Origin of the sequence: Pseudomonas sp. NPDC089743 (assembly GCF_044748785.1) — a bacterium.
In the GTDB taxonomy this organism is placed as follows: Bacteria; Pseudomonadota; Gammaproteobacteria; order Pseudomonadales; family Pseudomonadaceae; genus Aquipseudomonas; species Aquipseudomonas putida_X.
On the sequence record NZ_JBIVGS010000003.1, the window covers coordinates 350,077 to 364,534 of the forward strand.

The window sequence follows — 14,458 nt, forward strand, 5'->3', positions numbered from 1 at the left end:
TGGCGTGAATACTCAACTTTTGCTACGAATTCCGTATTTGCGCAACCGCTGGGCGATGGCCGTATGCGAAGTCTGCAGTCTTCCCGCCAACTGCCGGGTCGAGGGATAACTGGCATACAACCGCTGCAGCAGTTCACGCTCGAAATCACCCACTGCCTGCTCAAGGCTGCCCACCTCACCATCCTGCCCACGCGCTACCGAGGTACCGGCAATGTCGAGGTCGCCGATATCCACCAGGTTGCTTTCACAGATGGCCGCCGCGCGGAATATCACGTTCTGCAACTGGCGCACGTTGCCCGGCCAAGGGTTGGCCAGCATCGCCGAGTGGGCAGCTGGGGTCAGGCGGCAGGCGGGGCGCTGGATCTGCGTGCAGGCCTGCTGCATGAAGTAGTGCGCGAGCATGAGGATGTCCTGGCCGCGGTCACGCAGTGGCGGCACCTGCAGGTTGAGCACGTTGAGGCGGTAGAACAGGTCTTCGCGGAACGTGCCCTCGGCAACCATGCGTTCCAGGTCGCGGTGGGTGGCGCTGATGATGCGCACATCGACCTTTACCTCGCGGTCGCCGCCCACGCGGCGGAAGCTGCCATCGCTGAGAAACCGCAGCAGTTTGGCCTGCAGGTACGGCGACATCTCGCCAATCTCGTCGAGAAACACCGTGCCCTGGTTGGCCAGCTCCATCAGCCCGGGCTTGCCACCCCGTTGGGCGCCGGTGAAGGCGCCGGGGGCATAGCCAAACAGCTCGCTCTCGGCCAGGCTTTCGGGCAGCGCAGCGCAGTTGAGGGCCAGGAAAGGCGCCGCTTGGCGGCTGCTGATGGCATGGCAGGCACGGGCCACCAGCTCCTTGCCGGTGCCGGTCTCACCATTGACCAGCAGGGGCGCATCCAGGGCCGCTACGCGCAGGGCGCGGGCCTTGAGGGTGCGGATCGCCGGGGACTCGCCGAGCAACCCATCAAAGCCCTCTGCATGGTCGTGGTGCAGGGCCGACAGGCGTTCGCCCATACGGTTGGGCGGGTACAGGGTCAACAGGCCGCCGGCGTTGGTGATGGGCGTAGCGTCCAGCAGCAGGCTCTGGCCGTTAAGCTGCATCTCGCGCATCGGCAGATGGAAGTTGTTGTCCAGCAGGGCCTGCAGCAGGCCGGGGTCACCGAACAGCTCGCCAACAGACCGCCCCGCTGACTCACGCCCGCACAGGGCGATCAACGCGGGGTTGGCCAGCAGCACCAGGCCTGCGCTGTCGACGGCCAATACCGGGTCACTCATGGCGGCCAGCAGGGCATCGAGCTGCAGGTGGCGGCGCTGGCCGGGGAGGATGTCGACCACGTCTACCGACTGCACGCCATGTACCTCGAACAGCGCGTCGTGCAGCTCTTCGAGCACGGCTGGGCTCAGGGTTGGGGCGTCGATGTAGACATTCGGTGGGACCATCTCCACGGCGTCCAGGTTGAGGTTGCGGGCACCGAGCAGGGCGAGGACTTCCTGGGTGATGCCGACGCGGTCGATGAAGCTGACGTGGATGCGCATGGGGAGGCGGGGGTCATGGCCGGGGAGGGCGGTAGTATGCCTTGGGATCAGGGTCGAACCCAATCGCCGGCACGCCGGCTCTCACAGATACCCCGCTTGCCTGAGGCTCGGCGGGGTGCCTGGGGGGGCCGGCTTGCCGGCGATTGGCTTCACTCTAAATGTTCAGGCTTGATCGGATCGCCGGACTTCACATCCAGTTTGGCGCGGATGTCCTCGAACATCTGGTCGTAGATCTTGTGCGGTGAACTGAGTGTTTCAAATTTCTTGGGTGGTGTGAGGTGATTCTGCGCCTTGCGGCTGAGCACCATCAAAAAGCTCGGCAAGACCTGGTCTTTGGCCAGGAAGAACGTTTCATCCACCGGTTTGCCCTCGATGCTTCCATGCAGGCGAAACTGCACACCTCGGCCTTCCTTGGGATCCTGGGTCGCTTCGTACTCGATCTTGAGGTCGTAGCTGTGGTCATTGTTATTCAGCGCAACGCGCTCGATATGCACGTGACCAGGTTCGAACTGGGCCATGGCGGAATCCTCCGAAGGGTCGAAAATGGCGGGCGGCCTGCGCCCGCCTACTGCAGTCAACGGTAGCTGATGCCTGGCTTGGCGGTTGAAACACGGGTGCCGGCGGTGCCCTTGACGATATCCTCGATATTCTCCAGCGAGCTGATCACCGCGACCTTGCCGGTGGCGCGGGCAAAATCGCTGGCGGCCTGCACCTTCGGCCCCATGGAGCCGGCGGCAAAGCCCAGGCGTTCGAGTTCGTCGGGGTGGGCCTGGGCAATGGCTTTTTGCGTGGGCTTGCCCCAGTCGGTGTAAGCCGCATCGACGTCAGTGGCGATTATCAGCAGGTCGGCTTCCAATTGCTCGGCCAGCAGCGCCGAGCACAGGTCCTTGTCGATGACCGCTTCGATGCCTTTGAGCTTGCGGTTTTCATCGTACATGGTGGGGATGCCGCCACCGCCGGCGCAGATCACGATGCTGTTTTTTTCCAGCAGCCACTTGATCGGGCGGATCTCGAAGATGCGCTTGGGTTTGGGGCTGGCCACCACGCGGCGGTACTTGTCGCCGTCGGCCTTGACCACCCAGCCTTTTTCCTTGGCCAGGCGTTCGGCTTCTTCCTTGCTGTAGACCGGGCCGATGAACTTGGTAGGGTCCTTGAAGGCCGGATCGTTGGCATCGACCTCGACCTGGGTCAGCAGGGTGGCGAACGGCACTTCGAACGCCAGCAGGTTACCCAGCTCCTGTTCGATCATGTAGCCGATCATGCCTTCGGTTTCGGCGCCAAGCACGTCCAGCGGGTAGGCTTCATCAGGTTTGTACGACAGGGCCTGCAATGACAGCAAGCCAACCTGGGGGCCGTTACCGTGGGCGATGACCAGCTCGTTGCCGGGGTGAATCTTGGCGATTTGCTCCGTGGCGGTGCGGATATTGGCGCGCTGGTTGTCAGCGGTCATGGGCTCGCCGCGACGCAGCAGGGCGTTGCCGCCCAATGCAACAACGATACGCATGGGAATGTCCTTGTGTGGGCAGCTTCAAGCGCCAAGCTACAAGCTCAAGATGAGGCGGGCTGCAGTCATGTGCCGCTGTTCTTGTAACTTGGAGCTTGAGGCTTGCAGCTATTCAGCGTTTAAAGATCAGCCAGGGTCGACACCAGGATCGCCTTGATCGTGTGCATGCGGTTTTCCGCCTGTTCGAAAGCGATGCAGGCGGGCGACTCGAACACGTCGTCGGTCACTTCGATGCCATTGGCCAGGTCCGGGTACTGTTCGGCGATCTGCTTGCCGACCTTGGTTTCGGAATTGTGGAAGGCCGGCAGGCAGTGCATGAACTTGGTCCGCGGATTGCCGGTGGATTTCATCAGTTCCGTGTTCACCTGATAGGGTTTGAGCTGCTTGATGCGCTCGCCCCAGGCTTCGATCGGCTCACCCATCGACACCCAGACGTCGGTGTGCACGAAGTCCACACCTTTGACCGCGGCTTTCGGGTCCTCGGTCAGGGTGATGCGTGCACCGCTTTCCTCCGCGTATTTCTTGCAGCGCTCGACCAGGTCGTCATGCGGCCACAGTGCTTTTGGCGCAGCGATACGCACGTCCATACCGAGCTTGGCGCCGATCAGCAGCAGCGAGTTGCCCATGTTGTTGCGGGCGTCGCCCAGGTAGGCATAGCTGATGTCGTGCAGCGGCTTGTCGCTGTGCTCACGCATGGTCAGCACGTCGGCGATCATCTGGGTCGGGTGGTACTCGTCGGTCAGGCCATTGAACACCGGCACCCCAGCGAACTTGGCCAGCTCTTCGACGATTTCCTGCTTGAAGCCGCGATACTCGATGGCATCGTACATGCGCCCCAGTACCCGGGCGGTGTCCTTCATGCTTTCTTTGTGGCCGATCTGCGAAGAGTTGGGATCGATGTAGGTGACGTTGGCACCCTGGTCATAAGCGGCCACTTCGAAGGCGCAGCGGGTGCGGGTCGAGGTTTTCTCGAAGATCAGGGCGATGTTGTTGCCCTTGAGATGCTGCTGCTCGGTCCCGGTGTACTTGGCACGCTTGAGGTCGCGGGACAGGTCCAGCAGGTACTTCAGCTCGCGGGTGGTGTGGTGTTCCAGGCTGAGCAGGTTGCGGTTGTGAATGTTGAACGCCATGGTGATTCTCCTTGAGTTCGGTAATCGGCCCGGCCACCGCCTTGTGGGGGCAGCCGGGAAAATGGTCGTTAGTAATCGATGGGGTCACGCACGATCGGGCAGGTCATGCAGTGGCCGCCGCCACGGCCCCGGCCAAGCTCGCCGGCACTGATGGTGATGACCTCGATGCCAGCCTTGCGCAGCAGGGTGTTGGTGTAGGTGTTGCGGTCGTAGCCGATGACCACGCCAGGCTCCATCGCCACCACGTTGTTGCCGTCATCCCACTGTTCGCGCTCGGCGGCGAAGCTGTTGCCGCCGGTCTCGACCACGCGCAGCTTGACCCCCAGTTGCTCGCCCACCACTTCGATGAACGACTTGTTCTCGCGGCGTACGTCCATGCCGTAGGGCTTGCTTTCGTCCGGCCGGATGATGAACGGCACGATTTCTTTCACCACCTCGGGGAAGATTGTCACCAGGTCGCGGTCGCAGAAGCTGAAGACGGTGTCCAGGTGCATCGCCGCGCGGGATTTCGGCAGGCCGGCAACGATGACCTTCTCCACTGCGCCCTTGGCGAACAGGTTCTGCGCCAGCTGCCCGATGGCCTGGCGTGAAGTGCGCTCGCCCATGCCGATCAGCACGATGCCTTTGCCGATCGGCATCACGTCACCGCCTTCAAGGGTGGCGTTGCCGTGTTCTTTGTCCGGGTCGCCGTACCAGACCTGGAAGTCGGCACCGGTGAACTGCGGGTGGAATTTGTAGATGGCGGTCGTCAGCAGCGTTTCCTGGCGTCGTGCCGGCCAGTACATCGGGTTCAGCGTAACCCCGCCGTAGATCCAGCAGGTGGTGTCGCGGGTGAACTGGGTGTTCGGCAACGGCGGCAGAATGAAGCTGGAGTGGCCCAGGTAGTCGTTGTACATCTTGACCACGTCGGCGCCCTCGCTCTGCGGCAGGTCCTGGCCGGCCACACCGCCGATCAGAAACTCGGCGAGGTGGCGCGGCTCCAGGCCTTCGAGCCAGCTGCGCACTTCGTTGGTCAGCCCCACACCTACGGTGTCAGGGGTGATCTTGCGGTCAAGGATCCACTTCAGCGCGTCTTTGTTCTGCACGATATCGGTCAGCAGGTTGTGCATCTCCAGCACATCCACGCCGCGCTCGCGCATCTTGGTGACGAAGTCGAAATGGTCGCGTTTGGCCTGGTCGACCCAGATCACATCATCGAACAGCAGTTCGTCGCAATTGCTCGGGGTCAGGCGCTTGTGCGCAAGCCCTGGGGCGCACACCATTACCTTGCGCAGTTTGCCGGCTTCGGAGTGCACACCGTACTTCTGTTTTTCAGCGGACATGGTTCTTTCCTCCAATTGAGCGATGACGTGGGTCACAGGGTCAGGAAGCCGTCATACAGGCCATAGGCCGCCACCAGGGCGCCGATGACCACAGCCGCGAAGATCAGTTTTTCCACGTTGGTGAAGATCGGTTGGCCAATTTCACGCTTGGCCTTGGCGAACAGGATGACCCCAGGGGCATACAGCAAGGCCGAGAGCAGCAGGTACTTCATGCCGCCTGCATACAACAGCCAGATGGCGTAGATCAGTGCGATGGCGCCGATGAGCAGGTCTTTATTGCGTTCGCTGGCGGCCTGCTCGTAGGTTTCACCGCGCATGGCCAGCAAGAAGCCATAGGCTGCCGACCACAGGTAGGGCACCAGAATCATCGAGGTGGCGAGGTAGATCAGTGACAGGTAAGTGCTGGCGGAGAACAGTGTGATCACCAGGAAGATCTGCACCATGGCATTGGTCAGCCACAGGGCGTTGGCCGGCACCTGGTTGGCATTTTCGCGGCGCAGGAACTCCGGCATGGTGTGGTCTTTGGCTGCGGCGAACATGATCTCGGCGCACAGCAGCACCCACGACAGCAGTGCGCCGAGCAGCGAGATGATCAGGCCGACGCTGATCAGCACCGCGCCCCAATGGCCAACCACGTGCTCCAGCACGGCCGCCATCGACGGGTTTTGCAGTTTGGCCAGTTCCGGTTGAGTCATCACACCCAGCGACAACACGTTGACCAGCACCAAGAACAGCAACACGGTGATGAAGCCGATGACCGTGGCCTTGCCGACGTCGGCGCGTTTTTCCGCTCGCGAGGAGAAAATGCTCGCACCCTCGATGCCGATGAACACCCAGACGGTGACCAGCATCATGTTGCGCACCTGGTTCATCACGCTGCCCAGTTCCGGCGTACCGGTGGCCCAGATGTCAGCGGTGAAGATGTCGAGCCGGAAGGCGAACAGGCAGATCAGCGCGAACAGCACCAGCGGCACCACCTTGGCAACGGTGGTGACCAGGTTGATGAACGCCGCTTCCTTGATGCCGCGCAGGACCAGGAAGTGCACTGCCCACAGCAGCACCGATGCGCCGATGATGGCGGCCGGGGTGTTGCCTTCGCCGAAGATGGGGAAGAAGTAGCCTAGGGTGCTGAACAGCAGCACGAAGTAACCGACGTTGCCCAGCCAGGCACTGATCCAGTAGCCCCAGGCCGAGGAGAAGCCCATGTAGTCACCGAAGCCGGCCTTGGCGTAGGCGTATACCCCGCCGTCCAGATCAGGCTTGCGATTGGCCAGGGTCTGGAACACGAAGGCCAGGGTCAGCATGCCCACTGCGGTGATTGCCCAGCCGATCAGTACGGCGCCAACCCCTGCGCTCGCGGCCATGTTTTGCGGCAACGAGAATATACCGCCACCAATCATCGAACCGACGACGAGTGCAACGAGTGCGCCAAGTTTAAGTTTTCCGGAAGAATCAGACATTTAACAACTCCATACCAGGAGAACGTTGACGACAGATTAAAACCGTCGCCGTGGCCATGATCTGACATGGATCAGTTCATGGCGTTGTGAAGTAGGAAATTTCCTTCACTTGACTCCTGGAGCGTGCCGACAGCCCTGTTGCAGGCCCTGTACCCTGGCACCTCCATGCACAACCAAAACAAACGCCGTGTTCAGCCTGCGAACTCTGACGCTAGTCGCTTTTGCAGTTTTCGCAAACTTTTCTCAACAAATGCCAGGGGTGATCGAGGGATTAAAGTTGCACGTCGGACAAGCGTTTATCTGGGATAGCTGGTATAGACAAAAGAGTTATGAGTGCTATAGCTTTAATGGCTTTGTCTATTATAAGCAGCCTTATTCATATACTGATAAAGCTGTTTCAGCGGTATGACAACACGAACGACAGGCGGGGAATCGCATGAGCGAACCAGGACAGAAACTGCGCTTAGGCGCGTTGATAGCACTGGTGGTCGGTTCGATGATCGGCGGCGGCATCTTTTCATTGCCACAGAACATGGCCGCGCGCGCGGATGTCGGTGCCGTGCTGATTGGTTGGGGTATCACGGCGGTGGGCATGCTGGCGCTGGCCTTCGTGTTCCAGACGTTGGCCAACTGCAAGCCTGAGCTGGATTCAGGAGTGTATGCCTATGCCAAGGCAGGGTTTGGCGATTACATGGGCTTTTCGTCAGCGTGGGGGTACTGGATCAGCGCCTGGCTGGGCAACGTGGGGTACTTCGTGCTGCTGTTCAGTACCCTTGGCTTCTATTTTCCGGTGTTCGGTGAGGGCAATACGCCCATTGCCATCGGCTGTGCCTCGTTGCTGCTGTGGTCGGTGCACTTTCTGGTGCTGCGTGGCATCAAGGAGGCGGCGTTCATCAACCAGGTGACCACCGTGGCCAAGGTGGTGCCGCTGCTGATCTTCATCGTCATTGCCGCCTTCGCCTTCCGCGCCGACATCTTCACTCGGGATATCTGGGGCGTGAGCAACCCGCAGTTCGGCAATGTGCTGGACCAGGTGCGCAACATGATGCTGGTCACCGTATTCGTGTTCATCGGCATCGAAGGCGCCAGCGTCTATTCGGGGCGGGCGCTGCGCCGGACGGATGTGGGCAAGGCCACGGTGATCGGTTTTCTCGGGGTACTGGCGCTGCTGGTGCTGGTCAACGTGCTGTCGCTGGGGGTGATGACCCAGCCGGAACTGGCCGGCTTGCAGAACCCCTCACTGGCCTCGGTGCTTGAGCACATCGTCGGGCCATGGGGCGCGTTGCTGATCAGCATCGGCCTGGCAGTTTCGCTGCTCGGCGCCTTGCTCTCCTGGGCGCTGCTGTGTGCAGAAATCCTCTTCGCCACGGCCCGGGACAAGACCATGCCGCGCTTTTTGGCCAAGGAAAATGCCAACCATGTGCCGGCCAATGCCCTGTGGCTGACCAACTGCATGATCCAGGGGTTCTTGCTGATCACCCTGGTTTCGGCGGGTACCTACACCAGCCTGATCTACCTGGCGTCGTCGATGATCCTGGTGCCGTACCTGTGGTCGGCTGCCTATGCGGTGCTGTTGGCGCTGCGCGGGGACAGTTATGCCGGGCAGGAGGCGCTGCGCCGCAAGGACCTGTTGGTGGCGTTGGTGGCACTGTTGTATGCGGTGTGGCTGCTGTATGCCGGCGGGCTCAAGTACCTGCTGCTCTCGGCATTGCTGTACGCGCCAGGGGTGATCCTGTTCGCCCGGGCCAAGCGTGAGCAAGGCCAGGTGCTGTTCACCACGTGGGAGAAGGTGATCTTTGCCGCGGTGCTGATTGGCGCGGCCCTGGCCGCTTATGCGCTGTATTCAGGGCTACTGAGCCTGTGAGGCAGGCGGGCATGCCTGCTCTGGCCGTGACCAGATCCACAGGTTGCCCAGGGCCATGCCGGCGATGGCCAGAAACACCGGCCAGTGATGGTCGAGGAACGCCAGCATCAGGCCAGCGCACAGCAGCATGCTGAGGGTTGCGCTGACCTTCGCCCGGCGTTGGATGACCTTGCCATTGCGCCAGTTGAACAGGATGGGGCCGAACAGCCTGTGGTTCTCCAGCCATGCCGACAGGCGCGGCGAGCTGCGTGTCGCTGCCCAGGCAGCCAGGAGGATGAACTCGGTGGTCGGCAGGCCAGGAATGACGATGGCGACCAGGCCGATACCCAGGCTCACGTAAGCCAGGATGCCATAGAGCAGGCGCGAAAGTTTCGAGCGGGCAGGTCGGGTCATGGTCTCACTGCAGAAAACGGTCCGGCCACCGGAAGGGCGGCCGGGTAGAGCATATCAGGCCAGCGCGCTGTCGGCGGCGTAGGCATGTTTGAGCAGTTCGGTGAAGCGCTCGAAGGCGGCCACAGCGCCGCGCTCGGCTGCAGCGTCGTCTTCGGCAGACAGCGCCAGGCCATCGAGGGTTCGGGTGAACTGCTTCCAGCCTTCGGCGCGGCCTCCGGCCGGTTCGCCCAGGTGGCGGGCGCCAAAGCTGTCGGACAGCCCCAGGGCCACGGCCCGTTTGATCAGAAATGCGGCGCCCAGTTTGGAGCCTTCGGAGACGAAGATCCAGCCCAACGCCTCTGCCAGGCTTGGGTCGCGCAAGGCGCCGGGTACTGCAGCCGGTACTTCGGTGTTGAGGTCTGCCAGGTCCAGGCGGGCTTGTTCGGCGCGGCAGCGCTGGGCCAGGTCAGGCACGATGGCGATCAGTTTCGGGTCGTTGTACAGGGCCTGCAGTTCGGATTGGAACAGGTACTGGGCGACGACGAAGCGGGCGAAACTCTCGCGGCTGTCGAACGGCGCATGCGATTTGACCAGCGCATCGAGCTCGGTGTGCGGTGCGTGGGTGACCTGGTTGAGACGTTGCGAGCGCAGGGCTGGGCGGTCGGTCATGGTGTTTCCTTGGGAATGGGTGGCGTCTAGGGACAAGACGAAACAGCGGCGTGGGGAGAGTAAAAAAACTGGTTTTTCGTGTTGTCAGTAACGGCCCTGTCGCCGGCAAGCCAGCCCCCACAGGGTAGCCACTGCCCTCAGGTTCAGTGGCGTAGCTGTGGGGGCTTGCCGGCGATAGGGCCAGTACCGATCAGCTTAGTCAGATATCCCACACCACATTGATGGCGAAGTTGCGCCCTGGCATGGTCAGGCGGTCGAGGTTGGCCGGCTGGGTCACGCCCGCCTCACCCTGGCCGTCGTAGCCGCGCACCGAGTCCCACTGCCAGTATTTCTTGTCGGTCAGGTTGTACAGCCCAGCGTTGACCGTTACGTCGTCGGTCACCTTGTAGAAACCGCTCAGGTCCAGCACGCCGTAGCCAGGGGTACGGAACTGCGAGCTCTGTCCGTCCGGGGCGAAGAACGTAGTGTCGTCGACGCGGGTCTTGCGCTTGACCAGGGTCCAGCTCAACAGACCACCGTAATTGGGCTGCTCATACCCCAGGCCGAACACGCCGGTCAGTGGGTTGACGCTGTTCAGCGGCTGGCCGTTGTCGTCGTTGCGGCCGTGGGCGTAGGCGATCGAGCCTTGGGTGTAGAGCCCCTCCGGAGCACCGAAATGGTCGAGGTTGAGGCGGCCTTTGACCTCTGCGCCCTTGATGGTGGCGTGCTTGATGTTGTTGGCCTGGAAGGTGGTTTCCAGGTTGGCCGACTGCACGGCGTCTTCGTCGATGAAGTCGCGGTACTTGTTGTAGAACACCGCAGCGCTGAAGTTACCGGCGTCGAAATTGCCGCGCAGGCCGGTCTCGTAGCTCTTGCTCTTCTCCGGCTCAAGCCCGGGGTTGCCCTGCACGCTGTAGCCCAGTGTCGGGTTCTCGAAGCGGCCGTACATCGACTTGGCAGTCGGTGTGCGGAAGCCTTCGGCGTATTGGCCGTACCAGGTGTAGTTTTCGTTGAAGGCGTAGGTCAGGCCGAACTTGGGCGACAAGCGGTGCCACTTCTTGTCCGAATCATCGAGGCTGCCAGGGGCGGCTCCGGAGCCTTGGATGCCCCGCAGGAATTCGTCGGTGAATTTCGGCTCCATGCGCGTGTAGTCGTAGCGGGCACCGGGCAGGAAGGTCCAGTTGTTCCAGCGGATCTCATCCTGCACGAACAGGCTGTAGGTGTTGATGGTCGGGTCCGGGAAATCGCTGACCAGGGCCTGGCCGTCGCGCGAGCTGTCCTGGCCGATGGCGGTGCAGGTACCGCCAATGGCCACACAGGTGCCGGAGCCGCTGCGTGAGCCGGTCACTTCTTCATGCTTTATGGTGGTGCCGTAGGTCAGCAGGTGATCGGTCTGGCCGATGCTGAAAGCTTTGTCCAGCTGGGCATCGAACACCCATTGGCGGTCCTTGTAGGTGGTCTGGCGGTCGCGCAGCACCTGCCGCCCCGACGCGACATACAGCTCATCGGTACGCTGGTCGGTCTTGGCGATCTGGTAGTTCAGGCTCCATTTCACGTGGTCGGCGACCAGGCTGTCGAGGCCGAACTCGTGGTTGATGCCGAAGCGCTCGCGGGTGACGGTGTCGTTGCCCTGGCGCGTGCGGTAGGCGTTCATGGCACCAAAGCCTGGAATGAACGGCCCTCCCACGGCGCTGAGGATGTTCTGGTCGCGGTCGTCCTTGTAGCGCTCATAGGTCAAGCCAAAGCGTGCGTCGTCGGCATAGTTCCAGCCCAGCTTGGCCAGCACGTTGGTGGTGCGCACATCTTCCGGGTTGGCTTCGGTGCGTGACAGCCCGGTGCCGCCGTGTTCGCCATACGATTCGGTTTCGTGGCCATTGCGCTGGCTCACATGCAGCAGGCCGTCGAAGTCGCCCTGGCGGCCGGCCACGGTGGCAGAGGTCAGCCAACTATCGTCGGCCGAGCTGTAGCCGGTCTTCAGGCGCGCGCCCACGTCCCTGCCGGGCTTGATGATGTCGTCCGGGTCGAGGGTGAAGTAGCTCACCGCGCCACCGATGGCGTTGCTGCCATACAGCACCGAGGCCGGGCCGCGCAGGATCTCCACGCGCTTGACGATTTCAGGGTCGACGTAGTTGCGCTGCGTCTGGGCGTAGGGGCCGTAGAAGAAGCTGTCGGGGATCGACACACCGTCGATCTGGGTGAGGATGCGCTCGCCGTCGATACCGCGGATGTTGTAGCCGTTCAGGCCGCTGCGCTGGCCCACGCCGCCGACCGACACGCCAGGCTCGTAGCGCACCAGTTCCTGGATGTCATTGACGTTCTGCCGGTCCAGCTGTTCGCGGGTCTGCACGCTCACGGTGCTGGGTACCTGGCTGACATCCTGAGCGCTGCGGGTCGCGCTGACGGTCATTTGCTGCAGGGCAATGGCGTTGCCCGCCTGACGCTCCAGCACCACATTACCGTTGCTGATCTTGCGATAGCCCAGGCCGGTACCTTGCAGCAGTTGTTTCAGCGCTGCTTCCGGAGGCAGCGAGCCGCGGACGCCTGGCGAATCCACACCCTCGGCCAGTTCGGCGCTGAAGCCCACCTGCCAGCCGGTCACCTGGCTGAAGGCATTGACGGCCTCGACCAGGGGCTGCTGGGCGATGCTGAAGCGGTAGCCGCCCATGCGCGGGGTTGTTGCCTGCGCAGGGTCCGCGGCCAGCGCCGGCAGGCCGCAGGCGCCACTGGCGAGCAGGGCCAGGGTCAGCAGGGACAGTTGGCCGGTACGGCGGGGAAGGTGGGACGGGCGAGTTGGACCTGTGGACATCGAAAGCGCTCCCTGACGCGCGAACTGTTATAGGTGATTACCGTTCCTGTTTTCAAACAAGAATCAGTTGCATTGGCTATAACGAGACGGGCGGGCCAGGGCGATCGCGTAAAAATAATGTTCAGGTCAGTTGAGGATGACCACGGCGGGGTATTCGTGCAGCTGTGCCGAGGTGATATGGGCCAGCGCGCGCAAGGTCTCCAGCGGCTGGTCGAGGCGGTAGTTGCCGGTGACCGCGATATCGCCCAGGTGGGCGTTGCGGTTGATGATCCAGCCAGGGTAATAGCGCCGCACCTCGGCCAGCACCTGGCTAAGTGGGCAGTTTTCGAACACCAGGCGCCCATCGACCCAGGCGAGGTCCTTGTGCATGTCCGGGCGCTGGCGCTGGCCGAAGCCTTTCGGGCCGACGCTGATACTGTCGCCGGCGCTCAGGCGGATCCGCTGGTCGCTGGCGGCCTGCAGGTCGACATCGCCGCGCTGTACCCGGACCTGTGCTTCGCCATCGAGGTAGCGCACGGCAAAATCCGTGTCGCGCACCTGTGCCCGTAGCGGGCCGGCCTGAACTTCCAGGGGGGGTTGGCTGCCACCGGGTACCTGGAAATACGCCTCGCCTTGTAGCAGCTGGGCCACCTGACGGCCGTCGCGCAGATCGCTGGCGAAGGCCGAGTCGGTATTGAGCAGCACCTTGGCGCCGTCATCGAGTTGCAGGCGCTGACGCTCGCCCACCACGGTCAGATGATCAGCTTGCAGGCGCATCGGCAGGTTGCCGACGGTGAACAGGCCGACCAGCAGCACTGCGGCAGTGGCCAGGGGTTTCCAGTGGGCGCGCAGGCGCCCGCCTACCGAGCGTCGCCGGCCCTGGTCCATCTTCATGGCAGCCTGACGCAGGGGGGAACCGTTCCACAGGGCTTCGGCTTCGACGTAGGCTTCGGCGTTTTCCGGCGCAGCACTGAGCCACTGCTCGAAGGCCAGGGTGTCGGCTTCTGTGGCGCATTGCAGACGTACCAGCCAGTCCAGCGCTTCGTCCATCGCTCGGGCACGGGCATTGGGCCCGTTGGTGGGCGGGCGAGGGGCGCAGCTGTCGGTCACGGTGAATCCTTGAAATGATTTTCCCGAATGATCAAGGCTTAGGCGGGGCGTGGCAAGCGCTTCGCCGAAGTAGGGTGGCCAGCGGTCGCCTCACTTCAAACGTTCGGCCACACCCATGCAGATTGCCATGATCAGCTTCAGTTCCTTCTGGACCGTGCTGGCCGAGACATTCAGTTGCTCGGCAATTTCCAGGTAGCTGGCACCGTGCAGGCGGCTGAGGATGAAAATACGCTGCTGACGTTCACTCAACTGGTTGAGGCTGACGCTCAGGTGCTTGAGCAGCTGCTCGGCGTGTGCGGCATCTTCGCTGCTGCTCAGCGGCGCGGCGACGTTGTGGAGGATTTCTTCGGGCACATCGTCCACCAGCATGCGCGCCTGCACCCGGCGTGCGCGCAGATGGTCCAGGGCCAGGTTGCGCGCGGTCTGGAACACGAAAGGCTCAAGGTGTTCGATGGGCCGCTCCCCCAGGGCGCGTGACACCCGCAGGTAGGTTTCCTGAAGCAGGTCCTCGGCGGTGCTGGGGTTGCCCACCATGCGTTGCAAGGTTCGCAGTAGGGGGAGGCGCTGAACGAGGAAGACAGAATTGAACCGGGACTGACTCACAGGGGGACCTGGCCGACGAAAGGTTAATGATAATGCTTATCATCTTGCCTGGAGGTCAAGCCTGGAATTGTTAGGAAAAGGTAAAGATTGTCTGAGGGCGCGGCGTGAAGGCGCGAAAGGGCTGCTGAGCAGCCCCAAC

General features: G+C 62.4%; 12 protein-coding genes. 1 reads left to right on the forward strand and 11 read right to left on the reverse strand.

Annotated elements, in window-relative coordinates; all coding sequences use genetic code 11:
• Window positions 1-12: 12 nt before the first annotated feature.
• The 6 genes from ACIPZC_RS08455 to arcD (ACIPZC_RS08480) all read right to left on the reverse strand — a co-directional run bounded on the left by ACIPZC_RS08455 (window position 13) and on the right by arcD (ACIPZC_RS08480) (window position 6,937).
• The gene (locus ACIPZC_RS08455; RefSeq protein WP_241804267.1) at window positions 13-1,521 is read right to left on the reverse strand and encodes a sigma-54-dependent transcriptional regulator; all 1,509 of its coding nucleotides are present in this window, start codon (window positions 1,519-1,521) and stop codon (window positions 13-15) included.
• A 149-nt stretch (window positions 1,522-1,670) separates the two neighbouring features.
• Window positions 1,671-2,039, reverse strand: a complete 369-nt coding sequence (locus ACIPZC_RS08460; RefSeq protein WP_349974791.1) for a DUF5064 family protein — start codon at window positions 2,037-2,039, stop codon at window positions 1,671-1,673.
• Between the two features lie 56 nt (window positions 2,040-2,095).
• Window positions 2,096-3,025 (reverse strand): carbamate kinase, encoded by a 930-nt coding sequence (arcC, locus tag ACIPZC_RS08465; RefSeq protein ID WP_400626169.1) that lies wholly within the window; start codon window positions 3,023-3,025, stop codon window positions 2,096-2,098.
• Window positions 3,026-3,144: 119 nt separating this feature from the next.
• Window positions 3,145-4,155 (reverse strand): ornithine carbamoyltransferase, encoded by a 1,011-nt coding sequence (locus ACIPZC_RS08470; protein WP_241804270.1) that lies wholly within the window; start codon window positions 4,153-4,155, stop codon window positions 3,145-3,147.
• Between the two features lie 68 nt (window positions 4,156-4,223).
• The gene (gene arcA, locus ACIPZC_RS08475) at window positions 4,224-5,477 is read right to left on the reverse strand and encodes an arginine deiminase (RefSeq protein WP_241804271.1); all 1,254 of its coding nucleotides are present in this window, start codon (window positions 5,475-5,477) and stop codon (window positions 4,224-4,226) included.
• A 32-nt stretch (window positions 5,478-5,509) separates the two neighbouring features.
• On the reverse strand, window positions 5,510-6,937 hold the full coding sequence (gene arcD / locus ACIPZC_RS08480; protein ID WP_241804272.1) for an arginine-ornithine antiporter: 1,428 nt from the start codon (window positions 6,935-6,937) through the stop codon (window positions 5,510-5,512).
• Window positions 6,938-7,373: 436 nt separating this feature from the next.
• Between arcD (ACIPZC_RS08480) and arcD (ACIPZC_RS08485) the strand changes: the two genes are divergently transcribed.
• Window positions 7,374-8,801 (forward strand): arginine-ornithine antiporter, encoded by a 1,428-nt coding sequence (gene arcD / locus ACIPZC_RS08485; RefSeq protein ID WP_400626172.1) that lies wholly within the window; start codon window positions 7,374-7,376, stop codon window positions 8,799-8,801.
• Here the strand turns inward: arcD (ACIPZC_RS08485) and ACIPZC_RS08490 are convergent.
• From ACIPZC_RS08490 to ACIPZC_RS08510, 5 genes are all read right to left on the reverse strand, one after another.
• Entirely contained in the window at window positions 8,787-9,194 is a 408-nt protein-coding gene (locus tag ACIPZC_RS08490; protein ID WP_241804274.1) for a YbaN family protein, read from the reverse strand. The genes arcD (ACIPZC_RS08485) and ACIPZC_RS08490 overlap by 15 nt on opposite strands.
• Window positions 9,195-9,248: 54 nt before the next feature.
• Complete coding sequence (locus ACIPZC_RS08495) at window positions 9,249-9,842, reverse strand: biliverdin-producing heme oxygenase (RefSeq protein WP_400626174.1); 594 nt, start codon at window positions 9,840-9,842, stop codon at window positions 9,249-9,251.
• 199 nt (window positions 9,843-10,041) lie between these two features.
• Window positions 10,042-12,627 carry a TonB-dependent receptor gene (locus tag ACIPZC_RS08500; RefSeq protein WP_400626176.1) on the reverse strand — a complete coding sequence of 862 codons (2,586 nt, stop codon included), beginning with the start codon at window positions 12,625-12,627 and terminating at the stop codon, window positions 10,042-10,044.
• Window positions 12,628-12,753: 126 nt separating this feature from the next.
• Complete coding sequence (locus ACIPZC_RS08505) at window positions 12,754-13,716, reverse strand: FecR family protein (RefSeq protein WP_400626178.1); 963 nt, start codon at window positions 13,714-13,716, stop codon at window positions 12,754-12,756.
• Window positions 13,717-13,806: 90 nt separating this feature from the next.
• Window positions 13,807-14,319 (reverse strand): RNA polymerase sigma factor, encoded by a 513-nt coding sequence (locus tag ACIPZC_RS08510; RefSeq protein WP_241804278.1) that lies wholly within the window; start codon window positions 14,317-14,319, stop codon window positions 13,807-13,809.
• Window positions 14,320-14,458: the final 139 nt, after the last annotated feature.